Below are 17,603 nucleotides of genomic sequence, written 5' to 3'. Positions count from 1 at the left end.
GAGTCTGGTTACTCGTCCAGATCGTTTTCTGGCTGAGCAGCCACTTCGGCGACCAGTAGCCCCGTGGGTACCGGCCGTTCAGGACGGCCATCTTTGGCGGCCGGTACCCGCATTCGCCTGCAAACTATGCACACCCGTATGGGGTGTTCAACGCTCACGAGCATAGCCACGCAGGACTACGTATGACACGTAAAACTTGATGCAGGTCTCGCTGTGCGGCAAGTTTTCCGCGTCATCACATGACGAGATGGCTCGCTGACCGGGCAGTTTCCTCCTGGGGCCGTTTTTGGTGCCTGCGCTGGGTGCGGCTCAGCGGCGACCGTCGAAGCGGGCGTCGCCGATGTCCGTTGGTAGCGTGCCGAGTTGATCCGGATCGGCGAGCTCTGTGAGTCCGTGCACGGCTGCGTCCATACGGTCCGGGCCGTCCATTCCTTAGACCCAGGTGACCATCTGCCCTTTCAACTCGGGGTATTCGCCGACGTGGTGTACGAGCTGCTGTTCGTAGAGCTGGGCCACGGGAGCGGCTCGGAGCCGTTTGCCGACCTTGGCGGTGACTTCCAGGATCATGGGCATGAGGAGCCCCTTGGTAATCCCTTCGCGACGCAGCTGCTCCCATGCCTGGGTGACGATCTGCCGCGCCATGTCTCCGCCGTAGTTCTTCCCGACCACGTTCGCGTCGGCCTTGAGCTCGAGGGTGAGACGGCATGCGGCCAGGCTTCAATCGTTGGCGCCCATCGAGCCGGATCGGTCGGCCAGGACGTACAGCTGCCGGTCGAAGTCGCGGCCGACGCCGATAGCGCCAGTCTCGTCGCCGACTGTGGTCTCTCCGCCGGCGGGCTCAACGGCAACCACGATGCGCGCCATGTCGACGCCGGAGAACTGGACGGCGTTGATGCGGGCGGTCTCAATCCACTCCCGCTTCCAGACTCCTCCCTCCGGCGGCCGGGGCTTCGGCAAGTAGAGGGCAGCCCAGACGTCTCTTGCGGGTTTTGCCGTGGTGGGTGGCGTCGAAGCGTTCTGGCCATAGCGCTTGGCCAGAAGTGCGGCCGAGCGGGTTGTCGAGGCTGTCCGCGATGGCGGGCAGGTCGATGACCCGCCAAGCATCGCGCTCGGTGGCGAGGATGCGTCCGGCGAGGTCGTCTTCGTGCCAGCGAGTCTGGATGAGGCAGATGGCGCCGACTGGTTCGAGTCTGGTCTGCAGTACGGAGGTCCACCCGTCCCAGGCGCGCTTGCGCATGGTGGGGCTGTCGGCATCGGCCATGTCCTCGACCGGGTCGTGACGATGGCGATGTGTGCGCCGCGTCCGGTGAGGCCGCCGCCGATACCGGCCGCAAGGAGGCCGCCTTCGCCGCCGACGATGTCGAACCTGTTGGCGGCTTGGCTGCCTGCCTTGAGCTGGATGCCTAGGTCGTCGCCCCAAGTGTTGATGGCGTCCCTGATCCACCGGCCGTGGTCGTCAGCTAGGTCGGCGGAGTAGCTGGCGATCATCATGCGGTGGCCGGGTTGCGCCGCAGGTACCAGAGGGGTGCCCAGCGGGAGGCGCGTCGGCTTTTGCCGTGTCGCGGGGGCATGGTCGGCATGACGCGGTCGCAGCGGCCCGCGGCCATGTCGATGAACGCCTGGTCGATGAGATCCAAGTGTGGGGCCCGCATCTCGCGCCCGCCTTTGAGGACCGCTGTGAGTGCGCCTGGCGAGCGGTCCGAGCGGCGGCGCGCGATGGTCGCACGCGCGGCTTTGTCGGGGCGTCCCACGGCGGGAGTCCTTCACAGCTCGGGTGCGCCCCCGCGCCCGAGTCCATGATCCCACTTCGCCGAGACGGCTGGTGCCAAACTCGCCTGCTGCCTCATCACCCACCGACAACTCGGCTCATTGTGCTAGCCGTTATTAAGCCCTCCTCCTGGACGTCGGGTACATCACTCGCGTCTGCGGATCAGGATCGCCGTCGCTGACGGACGGGACGTGGTCGTACCTGCGTCTGCGAGGGAAGCTCGACTACGGTCTTGCGTGCTCAGTCGGCGTCCGAGCCGCCCTGGACAGCTCGCCGTTACGGCGGCTTGGTTTGATAACCTGCGGCGATGGACGAGGTGTTGGACAAGGGGCCGTTCTTTCACGGCACAAAGGTCGAGCTGCGGGTCGGAGATCACCTCACCGCTGGTTTCCGTTCCAACTACCGGCCCGAAATCGTGATGAACCATATCTACTTCACCGCGTTGCGCGATGGTGCGGGGCTCGCCGCCGAACTCGCCGCCGGCGACGGCGCCCCGCGAGTGTATGTCGTCGAACCGACCGGGGAGTTCGAGAACGACCCGAACGTCACCGACAAGAAGTTCCCTGGCAATCCCACCCGCTCCTATCGCAGCAGGGAACCGCTCCGGATCGTTGGCGAGGTCACGGACTGGACGCGACAGACACCCGAAGCTCTCCGGATGTGGCGAGACCGGCTGGCCGCAATCCGTCTGGATGACCGCGCCGAAATCATCAACTAAGAGCTCGTAACAGGACCTTGTCGAAGTGCCCTGCTCGGGCGTGACCGTTGCGAACGATCTGACCATTCGGCGGGTGTGACGACTCGGCCGTGGATCGTGGACGACGACTTGCGGGCGCTGATCGAACCATTGCTGCCGCCCCGGCCCGAGCGGTCGCCGGGACCGAGACCGGTGCCGGACCGGTTGTGCCTGCAGGGCATCCTGTACGTCCTGCACCAGGACCTCGCCTGGCAACTCCTGTCCCTGGAGCTCGGATTCGGCTCCGGGCGGACCTGCTGGCGGCGTCTGGACTGCTGGCAGCAGGCAGGGATCTTCGAACATTTGCACCCCATTCTGCTCGCGAAACTGAACGCGGCCGGCGAGCTCGACTGCTCACGAACGTGTGTGGATGATGGCACGCACGTCCGCGCAAAAAAGGAAGGAGCCGCGACCGGTCCGTCGCCGGTCGACCGGCGCAAGACGGGTAGTAAACCCCACCTGATCTGCGACGGGAAGGGCACCCCGGTCAAGGTGTTCACCACCGCAGCGAACGTCAATGACATCACCCAGACCCTCGCACTCATCGACGGCATTCCGCCCGTCGCCGGGCGTCCGGGCCGTCCCCGCCGTCGCCCCGACGCCCTGCTGGGCGACAAGGCGTACGACTCCCGGACCGTGCGTTGCGAACTACGCAAACGCAGGATCGTGCCGGTGATCTCCCGCAAGGGCGCCCCGAACATCCAAGGGCTGGGCAAGCTCCGCTACGTCGTCGAGCAGACCTTCGCTCTGCTCCACCAGTTCAAACGCCTCGCCGTCCGATGGGAACGACGCCTCGAACTCCCCGACGCCTTCCTCTCGTTGGCCTGCAGTCGGATCTGCTGGCGGCGCATCAAGAGGAACCACTCATGAATGTGTCGCGGGCTCTAACTCGACAAGCGCCCAAGGGGCGGGTCGTGAGAGGCTGCGGTTCGTTCTGGGGCAGGGGGAAAAGTGGGGCTGGTCTACGGCTACGACATCTATGTGCGTCCTCGGAATGTCGCCCGGGTGTTGGCCAATCTGGCCGATCTGGCGCCACGGGCACGTGCCGTGCCGCCGCTTGAGATCACCTTGCCCGGCGGGGACCGGCTCGTCCTCCCGTTCACGTCCCATTTCGAGGGCGAGCCGGTCGACTGTTCAACGAGCAGCACGCTCGAGCTCGACACGTCCCTCATGTTCGACGTCGATGATGCACTGCGTGAGTACGCGCAGATGATCGGCCGCGAACCCGAGGCGGACGGGCGCATCCAGATCGGATACATCTACGCGAAGATCCGGTTCGAGTCCCTTCTGCACCCCGACTACGCGTCGGTGGAGTGCTGGGCAGCGACGTCGGGGATGAGTCGCTTGTTTGCGCGGTCGGCCAACATCAGGAAGGCGTTCACCGATCTCACCGCCGACAGCGGAGGAGTGTGCTGCCTGTTCGACACTGGCGACGGCGCCCCTGAGCAGGTGTGCTGGCTCAATGGTGAGCCCACCCGGGAGACAGTCTCCGGTCTCCGCTTTCCGGATCGGCGAGCACTTGTGGCGGCTTGGTCCGACTCCGAGAAGTGAGCATCGGTGCTCCCTCTCCGAGGCCACAAGATCGTGTTACGAGCTCTTAGGGTGGGCGTGTCAGCTGAATAAACTCGGCGCGTTCTACGACTTCCCGGCGGAGCACTGGGTCCACCTACGGACCACCAACCCCACCGAGTCGACGTTCTCCATGGTCAAGCTCCGCACGAAGGTCACGCGTGGTGCCGGCAGCCCGGCCGCCGCCCTCGCGATGGTGTTCAAGCTCGTCGAATCCGCCCAGGCCAGTTGGCGTGCGATCACCGGCGCCCGCCTGGTCCCTCTCGTGCGGGCGGGGGCCAACCTTTGAGAACGGTGTCCTCGTTAATAAGCGGCCGGAGGGCGCGTAGTCGTGCCGGCTCGTCAGTCGGCGAGACCACCGTTGCTCTTCAGCAGCTGGCCGTTGATCCACTGGCCCTGCGGTGAGCACAGGAACTCCACCAGGTGAGCGGTGTCCTGCGGGCTGCCCAGACGCCCCAGGGGTGTCTGACGCAGCACGTGGTCACGGATGTCGTCGGACATCCAGCCGGTGTCCACCGGGCCCGGGTTGATCACGTTGGCAGTGATCCCGAGGTGGGCTAGTTCGTAGGCAGCGGCCAGGGTGATGCGGTCGAGTGCGCCCTTGCTCGCCCCGTATGGCAGGTTGCCGACGGTGTGGTCGCTCGTGAGAGCGATCACGCGTCCGGTTCCTGGAGTCCCCTGGAAGCGACGGCCGAACTCACGGATAAGCAGCCAGGAGGCACGCGCATTGACCGCGAAGTGGCGGTCGAAGCTCTCCAGGGTGGTGTCGAGCAGGCCCGAGTCCACCGACTCGCAGTGGCACATGACCAACGCGGTGATGTTGCCTAGACGGCCTTGAGCCTGGTCGAAGACTCGCCCTGGGGCCTCAGGATCGGCGAGGTCCGCCTCGACCGCCACCGTGTTGGCGCCCCGTTCCTCCAGGGCCGTGGCGATGGTGGTCGCGGCGTCGGTCTCGATGCCCCAGGCCATGCGCGCGTCGTACGGCGTCCAGTAGGTGAAGGCGACGTTCCAGCCCGCCTCGGCGAGTCGGCGAGCGATCCCCGCACCGATCCCTATGGACCGGCCGACGCCGGTCACCAACGCGACCGGCCTGGCGGCATCGAACAGTGGCTTCTCATCAGCGGTCGTCACAAGGTGCCATCGTTCGGCCTGCTGCGCGGGAACGGCAACTCGATTTTCCTTCAGCTGATCCACAAGTCTCGCCCTTGAGGGCCCAGCCGTCGAGGTTGACGGGGTCCGGCCGTCGAGGTTGACCGCGTTGCGGGTGGCGTTGGTGAGTTCCACCCATTCGTTGTTCAGCGAACGGTTGGAGCGGGTGTCGCGGGGTCCGCGACGTCCTTGCGGGTCACTGCCAGGTACACCACCAGGCCGAGGATGACGGCCAGGAAGAGCCCGCTCGTGACGACGGTGCCGAACCCGAGGCCGCCGTCGCCGGTCGGCTGGGACAGGTAGTCGCCGATCGAGGCGCCGAGCGGGCGGGTGAGGATGTAGGCGATCCAGAAGCTCCACACCGCGTCCAGGCCCAGCGCGAGGTGCGCGACCGCCACGGCGGCGATGGCCAGGGCGAACAGGACCGCCGCAGGCCAGTAGCCGAGGTCCATGCGCTCGGAGACCAGGTCGCCGGCGGCCGTGCCGAGGGCGAAGGTGAACAGCACCGCCAGCCAGTAGAACGACTCACGGCTGGTGGTGTCGATGCTGTGGATGGAGAGGGTCCGCTCGCGCCGGTACCAGACGACGAAGACGACCGCGAGGAGGAGTGCGAACGCCGCGGTGCTCGTCTCCAGCGGCACGCCCATGTTGTCGGTGAGGTTGTCGCTGATCAGGGTGCCGACGACGCTGATGAGGGCGACGGCGAGCCAGTACCCGCCCGCACGGTACGCCGTGGTGCGGAACTGGACGACGAGGACCACCGCGAGCAGCACGCTCATGAGCACGGACACGCCGGTCAGGCCCAGTCCGGCCTTCTCGTTGAGCAGGTCGGCCGCGGTCTCGCCGACCGTCGTGCACGGCACCTTGATGATCCAGAAGTAGGCGGTGACCTCGGGGACCTTGTTCCAGCGCAGACGGTGGGAGGGGCGAGCGGAGGCACTCGGGCCCGGTTCGGCCTCGGGAGTCTCGGAGAGTTCGTAGGTCATGGGCAGGACGTGGCCAGCGGTTACCTGAACGCATCCTGACTGCCGCGCGGCTTTCCCCGCCCGCCGGGTCCGGCCTGATCACGATGGGGCCATGCACACGCGCGCCGCGTCCTGGCTGCGGCACCGGCTCGGCCGCGTCATCGTCCTCGCCTACGCCTACGCCTACGCCTACGCCTACGCCTACGCCCTGATCCTGCCCGGCCCCGGTCTGTGGCTGCGCCACCCCCATCTCCCTTGCCACCCCCATCCCTTGCCACCGACGCACCTGATGCTGCGCACCGCACCGTTCCTGCTGTCCCTGGTGCTGTTCTCAGCGGGGCTCCAGGTACTCGTCCGCGCGCTGGGTGGCCTGCTGAGGCATCCGAAGGCGTTGCTCGCCGGGCTCGTGCTGCACCTCGCGATCCCGCTGGCGGTGGTGCCGCTCGTCGCGTTCCTGCTGCGGCGCACCCCCGACACCGACGGCGGCAGCGGACGTGGCGATGCCCGTCGCCGCCGGGGCCACCGTATGGACCGACAAGGGCGACGGCCACCAACCGACGATGGTGGGCCTCGTGCCGGCCTCCACCCTCCTCAGCCCGCTCACCACCGCGTTGCTGCTGGCGACGCTGTCGCCGCTGCTCAGCGGCGGCTACGCGCACACCCTCGCCGCCACCGGCCGACTGGCCCAAGGCGGATTCACCCTCGCCACCGTGGTCCTTCCCTGCGGGGGGGCTGCTGAGTGCGCTCGTCCTGCCGGCGCGGTGGCTGGGCCGTGTCGTCTCGACGGTGGCACCGGCTGCCATGGGCGGTTCGCTGGTCCTGACCTACGTCAACGCCCGCGGAGCCCGCGGCTCCGTCCTCACCCGGCCCCGCCCGCTGCTGTTCGCCGCCGCCCTGGCCGCGGCCGCCCTGGTCTGCCTGCTCTCCTTCGTCCTCGGCCGGGTCGCCGCCCGCGTCCTGCGGCTGGAGGCGGGTACCGCCTCGTCGCTGACGCTCGCCTGCGGCATGAACAACAGCAGCGCGAGCGCGGTGCTGATCATGGCATCCCTGCCGGATGAACCTCACTTGTTGCTGCCGGTCCTCGCCTACGGGCTGCTGCAGAGGATCGTGCGCCACACGGCCGGCACGGAAGCCCCCGTGTGGTCGGCCGCAGGACCCGAACCGGTCAAGGCCCTTGCTCGCCCTGGGCTATCTCGACCTCGCGATGGAAGTCGACGACGCCGACCGTTCCGGCGGCGACGGACAGGACGGTGCAGGCCACGAGGAGGAACGCCGTGAAGCGTTTGAGGTGCGTGCGCGTCTCGACGGGTTGGAGGAGGGCGGCGACGCGGCGGGGCACGGGGCCGGTCGTCACCGCGGGTGCGAAGTCCGGGCGGGTGGTCGGCGAGGCGTGGCCGGCGAGGGCGGCGCGGGCGATGGCTGTGGCGATCAGGCGCCGGTCGCCGGTGACCTCGGCGGCGGCCTCGTCGGCGGCCCGCTCGGCAGCGAGCCGGATGGTCTCGCGGGCGGTGCGCAGGGCGGGGTGGCAGTGGGCGGCGAGTTCGGCGGCGGCCAGGAAGTAGTGGTGGCAGGCCCGGTTGTGGGCGCGCTCATGGGCGAAGAGTGCCTCACGCTCGGCAGGGCCGAGACTGCGCAGCATGGCGGTGGTGACGACGATGCGGTGGGGCCGTCCGGGCAGGGCGTACGCGTCCGCGTGGGGCGAGTCGATGACGCACAGGTCACCGGCGGCGGGGCGGCGGTCGGCCTGCGTGCGGGCGGTGCGGAAGGCGCGGGTCTGCCGCAGGGCCGAACGGGCGAGGGTCCAGGCACTGAGGGTGAGCACTCCGGTGGCCGCCATGGCCGCGGGGAGGACGACGTAGTCCGAGGGGGCGCGCAGGGGGTGGACGAGTTCGCCGAGGGCGGCGAAGGCGGGGAACTTGAGCAGTCCGGTCAGGACCAGGGCGCCGAGGGTGGCGACGCAGGCTCCGGCCAGTGCCAGGGCTGAGGCGGTGAGGACCCACAGCGCGGTGGCGGGTGCGAGGTGGTCGAGGGTCCGGCGGGCCAGCATCGGCGCGAGGAAGGGCAGGATCAGCGGTACGAGCAGCAGAGCGGTCATTGCTCGTCACCCTCCAGGAGCCGGCGCAGGTGCTGTTCGTCGCCGGGGCTGAGCTGGGCGACGAAGCGGGCCAGGACCGTCTCCCGGTCGGTGTCCCGGTCGAGTTCGGTGTGCATGCGCCGGGCGGTCAGCCCGGGAGCGTCCTGCACGGGGAAGTAGGCGTAGCCGCGGCCCTGCCGTTCGCGGCTGACGACGCCCTTCTCGTGCAGCCGGGTCAGTATCGTCGCCACCGTCGTGCGGGCCAGGCCGAAGCCGAGCTCGGTCTGCAGCCGTCCGGGCGTCAGCGGGACCCCGGCGGCCCACAGTGCGGCCATGACGGCGGCTTCGAGCTCACCGGCCGGCCGCCTCTCGTCGCTCGCGTCGGTCATGGGAACGTTCCTCACTCCGCCATCGTCTACAGTTCAGTAGACCGTCTACAGGATTGTAGTCAGTTGTCGGGTGCACCGTTCCGCCGCACCCGACGGTCCGGAAGAAGGATGAAGGGGCTCTCGACGATGACCACCACCATGTACCTATCGTCGCAGCTCGCCGTCAACGTGCTGGATGCGCGGTCTCTGCTGTCCGCCTTCGGCGTGCTGGGCGTGGGTGTGGTGTTGTTCGCCGAGACCGGGCTGTTGATCGGCTTCTTCCTCCCGGGCGACTCGCTGCTGTTCACGGCCGGCCTGCTGTGCACCACCACCGCCGACAGCGGCCTGAAACTGTCGCTCGGCCCGCTCCTGGTCGCCGCTGCGGTGGGAGCGCTGGCTGGCGCGCAGTGCGGATATCTCCTGGGCCGCAGAGCGGGTGGCGCCCTGCTCGCGCGCAGCCGCTCGGCCCGCCTGCGCGAAGGGGCGAAGCGCGCGGAGGAGCTGCTGGAGCGTTACGGATACGCGAAGGCGATCGTGCTGGCCCGCTTCGTTCCGGTGGTGCGCACGGTCCTGAACCCGATGGCGGGCGCCCTGCGGGTGCCGGTGCGGACGTTCACCGTCTGGCAGGTGGCCGGCGGGCTCGTGTGGAGTCTGGGTCTGACGCTGGCGGGATACGCGCTGGGCTCCTCCGTGCCGAACGTGGATCGCTATCTGCTGCCGATCGTCGCGGTGATCGTGGCCCTGTCACTGATCCCGGTCGCCTCAGAGGTGTACCGCTCGCACCGGGACACGAAGGCGAAGGCCAGGGAGGCAAGCGGATGATCCTCGCCCTCGACGGCTCGTCGGTCGACGGCTCGGCCTACGCCGACGTGGTGAACCTCGCCCGGCACGCTCCCGCGTGGCTGGACGACACGGTGTCGGCCTGGTCGACGTACGGGCTCGCCCTGTTCGCGGTGCTCATGGCCGTCGGCTGGTGGCGTGCTCGGCGGCTGGGCGCCACTGCGTCGATGACGGCGCTCGCCGTGCCGTTCGTCGTGGTCGTGGCCTACGGGGTGGACGCGGCGCTGAAGCTGCTGGTGCGCGAGGACCGGCCCTGCCAGAGCCTGCGGGTGGTCACGCTGGAGGCGTGTCCGGCGCCCGGCGACTGGTCTTTCCCCAGTAACCACGCGGCCGTCGCCGCCGCGGCGGCCGTCGCCCTGATCTTCGTCTCCCGCCGGCTCGCCGCGGTCGCCGCGGTGGCCGCCGGGGCGATGGCGGCCTCGCGGCTCTGGGTCGGCGCACACTACCCCCACGACGTGGTGGCAGGGGTCGTGGTGGGCGCTCTGACCGCTTGGCTCGTCATGTCGGCACTGCGCAGGCGTGCGGAGACCGCAGCCCTGCGGCTCACGGCCACCCGCCTGCGTCCGCTGCTGGTGGCGCCGTCATGAGGCGGCGCGATGTCGCCGAACTGGCCGGCAGCTGCGGCCTCGGCGCGTGGACGGCGTTCGGCGTGCTGACCATGGTCGTGGTGGGCCACGACGGCGTGCCGCTGTTCGCGGACGCCGACCTCCACTCGTGGTCCGTCGGCCACCGCCCCGACGTGGCGGTGGCGCTCGCCCGCGGGCTGACCTCCACTGGGACGGGTGTCGTCCCGTTCGCGCTGGCCGCGCTGGCCGGAATCATCGCAGGGCGCACCCTTCGGCAGCGCGCGCTCGCCGTCGCGCTCTGTCTGGCCTGCCTCGGAGGGGGCCAGGCGCTGCGGTACGGCGTGATGACACTCGTCGCCCGGCCCCGGCCACCCCAGGCGGACTGGCAGACCCACGCCTCGGGATGGGCATACCCCTCCGGCCACACCACCACGGCGGCCCTCGCCGCGGGACTGCTGATCATCGCCGTCCACCTACGCGGCCCTCATGGCAAGACTGTGCTCACACTGGCCATCGGCTGCTGGGGCGCGCTGGTCGGGCTGACCCGCGTCTATCTCGGCGTGCACTGGTTCACCGACGTCGGCGGCGGCTGGCTGTTCGCGCTCGGCTGGCTGGGGATATGCCTGTGCGCCGTGGCCTGGTGGCTTCCCGAGCGGTTGACCCTCGGCATGACGGACACGGAACCAGCGCGTGGGACGGCAGGACCGATGGGCACGGCAGGAAGCCGAACGGACACGGCACGAGAACAGAAGGAGGGCCATGCGCCAGACGATCCTGGTCGTCGAGGATGATCACGCCCTGCGTGACGTGCTGATGCGCGGCCTGCGCGACGAGGACTTCGACACCGTGCCCGCGCCGGACGGCGCCACCGCCCTGCGGCTGGCCACCGCCGGCATCTCCACCGCCGGCATCTCCGCCGCCGTGCTCGACATCGGGCTGCCCGACGCCGACGGGCGGGACGTGTGCCAGGCGATGCGCGCGAACGGATTCCTCTCCCCCGTCATCTTCCTGACCGCCCATCACCGGCTGAACGACCGGCTGTCCGGGTTCTCCGCCGGCGGCGACGACTACCTGCCCAAGCCCTTCCACCTCACCGAACTCGCGGCCCGCCTGCGAGCAGCCCTCAAACGGGCCGCGCCGCCACCCGCCGCCACCACAGGAGACCTGGCACTGGACGCCGTCCGGCACGTGGTAAGCGTCCGAGGAACCCAGGTCGATCTCACACCGACCGAGTTCCGTCTCCTGGCCGCGCTCATGGCGGCCTCCGGCGGCATCGTGCGCCGCCGCGAGCTGGTCCGGGCGGCCTGGCCCGAGGGCGCCCAAGTCCACGAGAACACCCTCGACCAGTACCTGACCCGACTGCGCCGCAAACTGCGCGAGGCGGGCAGCGACCGAACGATCGGCACAGCCCGCGGAATCGGCCACCGCCTGTCATGAGCGGTATCCGCCACCGGCCGTGGCCCGCCGTGACGGCTCTCCTCCACCGTCCGGCGCCCCGCACGCTGCGCGGCCGGCTCTCCCTCGTGGCCCTCACCACGGCCACGCTGCTGATGCTGGTCCTCACCGTCGCCTTCAACGCCGTGGCCCAGCACCGCCTCCAGCACCAGGCGGACGACGAACTGCGCACCCGCGCCACCGCCGTAGCGACGACCGTCGACACCAACGGCCCGACGGTACGCGTCCTGGAAACCTCCAACGACGAACTCCTCGACACGAACGTGTGGATCTACGCCGGCCGACGCCTGCTGGAAGAGCCGCCGACCGCCGGCCCCCTGACCCACGTGGCCGACGCACTCGCCGGGCGCGGCGGGCGGCGGTGCGTCACCGCCGACGTCGACGGTCCCCTCCGGCTGTGCTCCCAGCCGGTGTCCGGAAAGAAGAGCGAGGCCACGGTGGTCACGGCACTCGACCTGTCGCCCTACCGGAGTTCGGCCGACACCCTGCTCCTGGGTTCACTCGCCCTGGACGCCGTGATGCTCGCCTGCACCTACGCCCTGACCCGGCTGGCGGTCGGCCGTGCTCTGCGCCCCGTCCGCACGATGACCGACCAGGCCACCCAGTGGAGTGCCGTCGCCTCCGAAGAACGCTTCGGCCAAATGCGGCACCCGGCCGAACTCGCCCGCCTCGGTACGTCGTTGGACGCCATACTCGACCGCATCCGCACACTGCTGCGCCACGAGCGGCAGCTCACCGGGGAACTGTCGCACGAGCTGCGCACGCCCCTGAGCCGGATCATCGCCGAACTCGACTGGTGGCAGACCCACCCCCGCACGGACGACCAGACCCGCGCCACCCACAAGGTCATCGCGGACGCCGCCGAGTCCATGCGCACCATCTGCGACACCCTCCTGGACGACGTCCGTGACGGCACACTCGCCGCTCCGGGCACCGCCGAGATCCTGCCCACGCTGCAGCGACTCACCGAAGTCTCGGACGTCCCACCCCACTTGACGGTCACCATTGAAGGTCCGCGCCTGGAGGCCGGAGTGCCAAGCGCCCTCCTCGAACGCATCGTCAGCCCCCTCCTCACCAACGCCTGCCGATACGCCCACTCCAAGGTTGCCGTCGTTGCGTACCGCGCACCCGACGGCGTGCGCGTCGAGGTCATCGACGACGGACCGGGCGTGCCGCCCTCGTTCGCCGGACAGCTCTTCGAGCCCGGTCGACGCGCCGATCCCGGCGACGGACACGGCGGAGCGGGCCTGGGGCTGCCGCTGGCGCGACGCCTGACCCGCTCCGCCGGCGGCGAAGTGACGTACGACCCCGGACACACCCTCGGGGCCCGGTTCGTGGTCACCCTGCCCGCCGGGTGACCGCCGCACCGCGGCCCCGCACCGGCGACGCGGGCCCGGCGCGTGACCTTCGGCGGCAATCGGTCAGGGTTTGGTGGCAGAGGAAACATCACAGCCCGGCAGGCTGGCAGCAGCGCCGGCCCCTGCATGGCGGACGATCACCTCCGTAGGCCCTGGAACACGCCAGCTGCGCGCCGCCCATGCCCGGCGCCGGGTCGTCGAACGCTCACACGCGTGGGTCATGCACGCCCGCCGACACGCGCGCGACTGCGAACGGCTCATCCCGCACTCGGAATCGCTCATCACGTGGGCCGCGATCACCCTGATGACCAGGCGCATCACCCGCCGAAGCTCCCGCGGGAGCGGACAGCCGGCCTCCCACGAGGCTGAACGCGACTGATCGTCTCGGCATTGACGGTCAGCAGTGCCACCAAGAGGTCACCGGCCCGGATCGCGGCCTTGAGCACCACTCCCCCATCGCCGCCGAGGCCGGTCAGCGACTCCTGGCTCACAGCCACCGCTTGGCTGATTCGACGCTGTCGCCGCCGCTCGTGTTGAACGCGATCGCAGCCGTCGACGCATGACGCCGGACCAGATTCACGACCTGCTCAAAGAGCGGCAGAAGCGGCTCCGGCTTGCGGATCCCACCCCCGATGACGACGACGTCCCAGTCGTGCTCGGACAGTGCTGCAACGATCGTCGGCTCGGCCGACTCATCCAGCTCGATCAGCGTCATGGACGCATCGATGGCGTGTTCGCCGAATCGGGCCAGTTCCTGGTCGAGGGCTACCCGAAGGGCGTCTCCGTCCATACCGGGCACTGCACGCGGGTCGATTCCAAGAATGAGAACGCGAGGCATGCCCAAGAGGACGATCAGCCATCCGCCCAGGTTCCCTCGGCACGCGGCCGGTGTCCGATCTCACGGACGACACCCTGGGGGAATTACGTGAGCCTGAGCTGGGCAAACGCGCAGCTCAGAATTGAAAACAGGCACTGAGCTTGCCTTTTATCCTCTGTCCGTGTCGTGCGGCGGTGACGGTTGGTTCCAGACGTCATCACACCTGCTGATGATCTGACGGAGTTCGCGGGCAGTTCGAGGTGACATGGCCTGCGTCACGGTGTCAAGGAGAGCACGCGCTTCGAGGGGATTGCCGCAGCAGTACCAGTGCACGTTGCCCCACTCGTAGTCGTGCCACAGCTCACGCTCGGGACGACGGACGTAGTCCTTCCACAAGCGCACAGCGACGCTGACGTCGCCTGGCTGCAGATAATTCCGGGTGCGCTCGAGACGGTAGATCTCTGACAGCGCATGCGAGGACAGGCCGTCGATGACGGGATTTGCGTCTGGTGTCCGGTGGCGGCGGGAGGTACCGGCCCGGATGTGTCCTGGCCGTCTACGCGGCATGGACCTTTCGGTTCGTCGTCATGCCGAACATGGTGACATGACTCCGAACGGCACTCGAACGGGTTCGCTCGTCCGGGGATTCGCCGGGCAAGCGGACGGCCTTCGTATGATCCTTCGTTCCGCCACGGAATCAGTTTCACACGAAGGCCGCAGCGGTGAGTGAACCTGACGCTGCTGGCCGAGCACCGCCGTGGTCACTGTGCGGTGCATGACGCGCTGAACTGCGGCCGCATCGACGCGGACGCGCTTCGCCGCGCCCTGGCCGTGCTGCCGCAACCCAAGGAGGCCGACGACCGCATCGTCCTCGCGGTCGACGTCACCAACTGGCTGCGCCCGGACGCTCCGTGCAGTCCGGAGCGGCTCTTCTGCCACGTCTACGGACGCAGTGGACGCTCCAGTGACCAGTTCATTCCCGGCTGGCCATACTCGTTCGTCGCCGCACTGCAAACCTGCCGCACCTCCTGGTGTCAATTGCTGGACGCGGTCCGCCTCGGCCCTGATGACGACGTCGCCGAGGTCACCGCTGGCCAGGTCCGCCGGGTGGTGACTGACCTGATCGGGGGCGTCCAGTGGGAGTCAGGGGATCCGGACCTCCTGATCGTCTTCGACGCCGGCTACGACTCCCCGCGCATGGCCTACCTCTTGTCCGGGTTGCCCGTCGAGGTCCTCGGACGGATGCGGTCGGACCGTGTCATGCGACGGCCGGCACCTCTCCCAAGGAGTACGCCTTTTCATACCCCAGGGCCGCCGACCTCCGAAGCACGGCAAACAGTTCCGCTTCGCCAAGCCCGAGACCTGGGGCCCCCGAAGCGGAGACCATGCAGGTCCCCGACCGGTACGGCACCGCTCATGCGACGGCCTGGGACCGCATCCACCCCCCGGCTCACCACCCGCTCAGCCTGAATCGACCACCCCGGCGAACTCCCCCTGATCGAGGGCACGTTGATCCGTCTGGAGGTCACCCACCTGCCCGGCGGCCAGGACCCGCTGCCGCTATGGCTGTGGTCCTCAAAGACCGGCATGACCAGCAGCGCCGTCGACCTGCGCCGGCAGGCGTTCCTCCGCCGCTTCGACCTGGAACGCGCCTTCCGCATGATCAAACAGACCCTCAGCTGGACCCGCCCGAAGCTTCGCACGCCCGAGGCTGCGGACCGCTGGACGTGGCTCGCGATCGCGGCCCACACCCAGCTCAGGCTCACTCGCGAGGCTGCCGCCGATCTCCGGCGTCCCTGGGAGAAACCGGCCGAGCCGGCCCGCCTCCACCCCGGCGCGGGACCGGCGGGGGTTTCGGAACCTCCGCCCGCACCTGCACTGCCCAGTCCGTGCACCGAAACCCTCAACACCCGGACCGGGCAGGCCACCTGGCTCGAAGAACAGTCATCCAGTCGCCCGCCACGACGTAGGCAAGACAGCCAGACGACCCGAGACCATCGCCGAACATAACCGCCTCAAATAGCGCAAAGGTTATAAACAAGCTGAGCTGTAGGGCGTGTATCGAAAGTGCCTGGTGAGGATAGCGGAGAGCCCATTTCGTGATCCAGAATGATTGGATGGTCACGCTTGAGACTCCCCGTTTGATCCTGCGTCGCTGGCGCGAGGAAGACGTTGCGCCCATGGCTGCCGTCAATGCCGACCCCGAGGTCATGCGGTGGATCCGTGACGGCAGCGTTCGTGACGAGCAGCAGACTCGTGGCGGGATCCAGGCATGGGAGAGTGAGTGGGAGTCACAGGGCTTCGGCCTGTTCGCTGTGGAGATCCGGTCCACTGGTGAGTTGGCCGGGTTCACCGGCCTTTCGGTGCCCGACTTCTTACCGGAGGTACTGCCGGCGGTTGAGGTCGGCTGGCGGCTGGGACGTTCCTACTGGGGGCAGGGCTTGGCCACCGAGGCTGCTGCGGCCGCTGTACGGTTCGGATTCGAAGAACGTGGGCTGGAGCGGATCGTCAGCATCACTCAAGTGGGCAACGACGCCTCCGAACGGATCATGACCAAACTGGGGATGCGTCCGGTCCGTGAGACCGTCAATCCCACCGGCGGTCGACGAGTCCGGGTGTTCGAGTTGTCGTCGGACCAGTACGTCACAACCACTCGTTGATGTCGGCAACGAGGACGGTAGCCTCGTAGCAGACCGCGAGTTTGTCGTACCTGGTGGCCACGGCGCGATGTCCCTTGAGGCGACTTATGCCGCACTCGACCGGGTGCCGGGCCTTGTAGAGTCACCAGACCGACCAGTGCGCGCTGGAGCGGTGGGAGCTTGGAGCGGCGGTCACCCTCACGGGGGACGATGAGCGTGGTGACCCACTCGCCCCGGGCACGGGACAGGTCGAGTGCGGCAGGACAGAAAACCAACAGGGCTCCTGTGCGAGCGAGTTGAGCCGTCGAACACCTCCCTCAACGGCACGGGAGCCCTGTCTGCTGCGGACGGTTACCTTGTCGCTCGATCAGTGGCCACGCTGAAACACCTCACTAGCCAACGCCCACCCCGGCGGAACGAACACGGCGAGACCTCCACCAACCCCAGACCGTGTGGCCCACCAGAGCGACAGCAACGGCAACAGCCGTGAACCGAACGGTGGTCCAGGTGCCCAGAACGATCTGGCTCGGCCCGCGCGACTCCATCTCCAGACGCATGGAAGTCTCATAAAAAGCCACCAGGGGAACAAGCAGCCGAAATAACAGGCCGCCGATGCCCGGCACCTGCGCGAGGTTCCCCAGGAGCCCAAGGGGTGCTCCGAAGAAGAATGCCAGCACACCCCAGAGGGCAATTCCAGATGATCCCGCACCTGAGGAATCCAATCCGTCCAGGGAGGCCAAGCTTCCCTTAGTCAGGTAGTAGGTCACGACACCGGTAGCCAGCCCCAGAGGCGCGAGAACAACCGATTCGATTTTAGACCGCCGGAAATAACCCACAAGAAACGCGTAACAGGCCCACGGCCACCCACCGGTGAAAACGGCGCCCACGGCCGCGCCTGGACGGCCGCCCCAATGCTCAGCGGTAGGTCCTACCAGGCCAAGCAACAAGCCAAGCCCGAGTGGCATCGCAAACGACGCGGCCCGAGCACCCCAAAAGTTCACCCTCTCCCCTTCCGGCCCTAATGCGGCATTCCTCCGAGCCTGTGTGCGCCCGGAGATGACATCCGAGGGAGATCAGCCCTCATCACGGCAGACATATTTATGCATTATCGTAATATGCATAGCAGCTGCATGCCGCACCTTGTGTTGAGTTGACGTAGGAAGTCTCCCCTTCGCCGCCCAGCCACTTGAATGGTCGACATTCTGGGGTGTGTCAATTTAACGGCTGATCCTGGTTGTTGATGGTCAGTTGTTGCTCGGGGTCAGGCGTCCCTCGAAGGCGATCTGGAACGCGTTGAGG

The 17,603-nt window shown here is 68.4% G+C and carries 19 protein-coding genes and 5 pseudogenes; 14 read left to right on the top strand and 10 right to left on the bottom strand.

The window, feature by feature from the left end:
* Nucleotides 1-432: 432 nt before the first annotated feature.
* The 3 genes from ACIRPU_RS41545 to ACIRPU_RS41535 form a co-directional block, all read right to left on the bottom strand.
* Nucleotides 433-573 (bottom strand): hypothetical protein, encoded by a 141-nt coding sequence (locus ACIRPU_RS41545; protein WP_403877570.1) that lies wholly within the window; start codon nt 571-573, stop codon nt 433-435.
* A 144-nt stretch (nt 574-717) separates the two neighbouring features.
* Nucleotides 718-1,491: a hypothetical protein gene (locus tag ACIRPU_RS41540; protein ID WP_403877568.1), complete on the bottom strand. Its 774-nt coding sequence runs from the start codon at nt 1,489-1,491 to the stop codon at nt 718-720.
* Nucleotides 1,488-1,652, bottom strand: a complete 165-nt coding sequence (locus tag ACIRPU_RS41535) for a hypothetical protein (RefSeq protein WP_403877565.1) — start codon at nt 1,650-1,652, stop codon at nt 1,488-1,490. The genes ACIRPU_RS41540 and ACIRPU_RS41535 overlap by 4 nt, the downstream gene beginning before the upstream one ends.
* A 423-nt stretch (nt 1,653-2,075) precedes the next feature.
* Between ACIRPU_RS41535 and arr the strand changes: the two genes are divergently transcribed.
* The 4 genes and pseudogenes from arr to ACIRPU_RS41515 form a co-directional block, all read left to right on the top strand.
* Nucleotides 2,076-2,486, top strand: coding sequence for an NAD(+)--rifampin ADP-ribosyltransferase (arr, locus tag ACIRPU_RS41530; RefSeq protein ID WP_403877562.1), 411 nt, complete (start codon nt 2,076-2,078; stop codon nt 2,484-2,486).
* Between the two features lie 75 nt (nt 2,487-2,561).
* Nucleotides 2,562-3,374, top strand: a complete 813-nt coding sequence (locus tag ACIRPU_RS41525) for an IS5 family transposase (protein ID WP_403877559.1) — start codon at nt 2,562-2,564, stop codon at nt 3,372-3,374.
* An 81-nt stretch (nt 3,375-3,455) separates the two neighbouring features.
* Nucleotides 3,456-4,055 carry a hypothetical protein gene (locus ACIRPU_RS41520; protein WP_403877556.1) on the top strand — a complete coding sequence of 200 codons (600 nt, stop codon included), beginning with the start codon at nt 3,456-3,458 and terminating at the stop codon, nt 4,053-4,055.
* 79 nt (nt 4,056-4,134) lie between these two features.
* Nucleotides 4,135-4,402 (top strand): annotated as a pseudogene (locus ACIRPU_RS41515) (IS256 family transposase); the annotation flags it as partial.
* Nucleotides 4,403-4,415: 13 nt separating this feature from the next.
* On the opposite strand, the gene ACIRPU_RS41510 reads toward ACIRPU_RS41515, so the two are convergent.
* Complete coding sequence (locus ACIRPU_RS41510; RefSeq protein WP_403877554.1) at nt 4,416-5,204, bottom strand: SDR family oxidoreductase; 789 nt, start codon at nt 5,202-5,204, stop codon at nt 4,416-4,418.
* A gap of 164 nt (nt 5,205-5,368) precedes the next feature.
* On the bottom strand, nt 5,369-6,208 hold the full coding sequence (locus tag ACIRPU_RS41505) for a hypothetical protein (protein ID WP_403877551.1): 840 nt from the start codon (nt 6,206-6,208) through the stop codon (nt 5,369-5,371).
* Nucleotides 6,209-6,299: 91 nt separating this feature from the next.
* Here ACIRPU_RS41505 and ACIRPU_RS41500 point away from each other — a divergent pair.
* Nucleotides 6,300-6,596 (top strand): annotated as a pseudogene (locus tag ACIRPU_RS41500) (hypothetical protein); the annotation flags it as partial.
* 91 nt (nt 6,597-6,687) lie between these two features.
* Nucleotides 6,688-6,852, top strand: a pseudogene (locus ACIRPU_RS41495) (sodium-dependent transporter); the annotation flags it as partial.
* Between the two features lie 159 nt (nt 6,853-7,011).
* On the opposite strand, the gene ACIRPU_RS41490 reads toward ACIRPU_RS41495, so the two are convergent.
* The 3 genes from ACIRPU_RS41490 to ACIRPU_RS41480 all read right to left on the bottom strand — a co-directional run bounded on the left by ACIRPU_RS41490 (nt 7,012) and on the right by ACIRPU_RS41480 (nt 8,650).
* A complete protein-coding gene (locus ACIRPU_RS41490) occupies nt 7,012-7,227 on the bottom strand; it encodes a hypothetical protein (protein ID WP_403877549.1) in 216 nt (71 codons plus the stop codon).
* A gap of 125 nt (nt 7,228-7,352) precedes the next feature.
* Entirely contained in the window at nt 7,353-8,282 is a 930-nt protein-coding gene (locus ACIRPU_RS41485) for a M48 family metalloprotease (RefSeq protein ID WP_403877546.1), read from the bottom strand.
* Nucleotides 8,279-8,650, bottom strand: coding sequence for a BlaI/MecI/CopY family transcriptional regulator (locus tag ACIRPU_RS41480; protein WP_403877543.1), 372 nt, complete (start codon nt 8,648-8,650; stop codon nt 8,279-8,281). Before ACIRPU_RS41480 ends, ACIRPU_RS41485 begins: the two co-directional genes overlap by 4 nt.
* Nucleotides 8,651-8,776: 126 nt before the next feature.
* Between ACIRPU_RS41480 and ACIRPU_RS41475 the strand changes: the two genes are divergently transcribed.
* The 6 genes and pseudogenes from ACIRPU_RS41475 to ACIRPU_RS41450 all read left to right on the top strand — a co-directional run.
* Nucleotides 8,777-9,451, top strand: coding sequence for a DedA family protein (locus ACIRPU_RS41475; RefSeq protein ID WP_403877540.1), 675 nt, complete (start codon nt 8,777-8,779; stop codon nt 9,449-9,451).
* Entirely contained in the window at nt 9,448-10,056 is a 609-nt protein-coding gene (locus ACIRPU_RS41470; protein ID WP_403877538.1) for a phosphatase PAP2 family protein, read from the top strand. Before ACIRPU_RS41475 ends, ACIRPU_RS41470 begins: the two co-directional genes overlap by 4 nt.
* Nucleotides 10,053-10,826, top strand: coding sequence for a phosphatase PAP2 family protein (locus ACIRPU_RS41465; protein ID WP_403877535.1), 774 nt, complete (start codon nt 10,053-10,055; stop codon nt 10,824-10,826). Before ACIRPU_RS41470 ends, ACIRPU_RS41465 begins: the two co-directional genes overlap by 4 nt.
* Complete coding sequence (locus ACIRPU_RS41460) at nt 10,795-11,472, top strand: response regulator transcription factor (RefSeq protein ID WP_403877532.1); 678 nt, start codon at nt 10,795-10,797, stop codon at nt 11,470-11,472. Before ACIRPU_RS41465 ends, ACIRPU_RS41460 begins: the two co-directional genes overlap by 32 nt.
* Entirely contained in the window at nt 11,469-12,848 is a 1,380-nt protein-coding gene (locus tag ACIRPU_RS41455) for a sensor histidine kinase (protein ID WP_403877529.1), read from the top strand. Before ACIRPU_RS41460 ends, ACIRPU_RS41455 begins: the two co-directional genes overlap by 4 nt.
* 184 nt (nt 12,849-13,032) lie before the next feature.
* Nucleotides 13,033-13,174 (top strand): annotated as a pseudogene (locus ACIRPU_RS41450) (IS5/IS1182 family transposase); the annotation flags it as partial.
* 161 nt (nt 13,175-13,335) lie between these two features.
* On the opposite strand, the gene ACIRPU_RS41445 reads toward ACIRPU_RS41450, so the two are convergent.
* A complete protein-coding gene (locus ACIRPU_RS41445; RefSeq protein WP_403877526.1) occupies nt 13,336-13,686 on the bottom strand; it encodes a hypothetical protein in 351 nt (116 codons plus the stop codon).
* A 705-nt stretch (nt 13,687-14,391) separates the two neighbouring features.
* Here ACIRPU_RS41445 and ACIRPU_RS41440 point away from each other — a divergent pair.
* Both ACIRPU_RS41440 and ACIRPU_RS41435 read left to right on the top strand, forming a co-directional pair.
* Nucleotides 14,392-15,688 (top strand): annotated as a pseudogene (locus ACIRPU_RS41440) (NF041680 family putative transposase); the annotation flags it as partial.
* A 94-nt stretch (nt 15,689-15,782) separates the two neighbouring features.
* Nucleotides 15,783-16,325: a GNAT family N-acetyltransferase gene (locus ACIRPU_RS41435; RefSeq protein ID WP_403877523.1), complete on the top strand. Its 543-nt coding sequence runs from the start codon at nt 15,783-15,785 to the stop codon at nt 16,323-16,325.
* A gap of 371 nt (nt 16,326-16,696) precedes the next feature.
* On the opposite strand, the gene ACIRPU_RS41430 is transcribed toward ACIRPU_RS41435, so the two are convergent.
* Entirely contained in the window at nt 16,697-17,191 is a 495-nt protein-coding gene (locus tag ACIRPU_RS41430; RefSeq protein ID WP_403877520.1) for a hypothetical protein, read from the bottom strand.
* Nucleotides 17,192-17,603: the final 412 nt, after the last annotated feature.

It is taken from the genome of Streptomyces sp. NPDC102259 (assembly GCF_044766465.1).
Taxonomy (GTDB): domain Bacteria; phylum Actinomycetota; class Actinomycetes; order Streptomycetales; family Streptomycetaceae; genus Streptomyces.
This window is presented reverse-complemented; position numbering and strand designations above follow the sequence as displayed.

What these genes read in the sequence shown, in the direction of transcription:
- ACIRPU_RS41435 (WP_403877523.1), top strand. Translation starts at nt 15,783, where the DNA reads ATGGTCACGCTTGAGACTCCCCGTTTGATCCTGCGTCGCTGGCGCGAG.
- ACIRPU_RS41475 (WP_403877540.1), top strand. Translation starts at nt 8,777, where the DNA reads ATGACCACCACCATGTACCTATCGTCGCAGCTCGCCGTCAACGTGCTG.
- ACIRPU_RS41545 (WP_403877570.1), bottom strand. Translation starts at nt 573, where the DNA reads ATGCCCATGATCCTGGAAGTCACCGCCAAGGTCGGCAAACGGCTCCGA.
- ACIRPU_RS41460 (WP_403877532.1), top strand. Translation starts at nt 10,795, where the DNA reads ATGCGCCAGACGATCCTGGTCGTCGAGGATGATCACGCCCTGCGTGAC.
- arr (WP_403877562.1), top strand. Translation starts at nt 2,076, where the DNA reads ATGGACGAGGTGTTGGACAAGGGGCCGTTCTTTCACGGCACAAAGGTC.
- ACIRPU_RS41535 (WP_403877565.1), bottom strand. Translation starts at nt 1,652, where the DNA reads ATGCGGGCCCCACACTTGGATCTCATCGACCAGGCGTTCATCGACATG.
- ACIRPU_RS41445 (WP_403877526.1), bottom strand. Translation starts at nt 13,686, where the DNA reads ATGCCTCGCGTTCTCATTCTTGGAATCGACCCGCGTGCAGTGCCCGGT.
- ACIRPU_RS41490 (WP_403877549.1), bottom strand. Translation starts at nt 7,227, where the DNA reads ATGATCAGCACCGCGCTCGCGCTGCTGTTGTTCATGCCGCAGGCGAGC.
- ACIRPU_RS41455 (WP_403877529.1), top strand. Translation starts at nt 11,469, where the DNA reads ATGAGCGGTATCCGCCACCGGCCGTGGCCCGCCGTGACGGCTCTCCTC.
- ACIRPU_RS41540 (WP_403877568.1), bottom strand. Translation starts at nt 1,491, where the DNA reads ATGATGATCGCCAGCTACTCCGCCGACCTAGCTGACGACCACGGCCGG.
- ACIRPU_RS41485 (WP_403877546.1), bottom strand. Translation starts at nt 8,282, where the DNA reads ATGACCGCTCTGCTGCTCGTACCGCTGATCCTGCCCTTCCTCGCGCCG.
- ACIRPU_RS41465 (WP_403877535.1), top strand. Translation starts at nt 10,053, where the DNA reads ATGAGGCGGCGCGATGTCGCCGAACTGGCCGGCAGCTGCGGCCTCGGC.
- ACIRPU_RS41480 (WP_403877543.1), bottom strand. Translation starts at nt 8,650, where the DNA reads ATGACCGACGCGAGCGACGAGAGGCGGCCGGCCGGTGAGCTCGAAGCC.
- ACIRPU_RS41505 (WP_403877551.1), bottom strand. Translation starts at nt 6,208, where the DNA reads ATGACCTACGAACTCTCCGAGACTCCCGAGGCCGAACCGGGCCCGAGT.
- ACIRPU_RS41470 (WP_403877538.1), top strand. Translation starts at nt 9,448, where the DNA reads ATGATCCTCGCCCTCGACGGCTCGTCGGTCGACGGCTCGGCCTACGCC.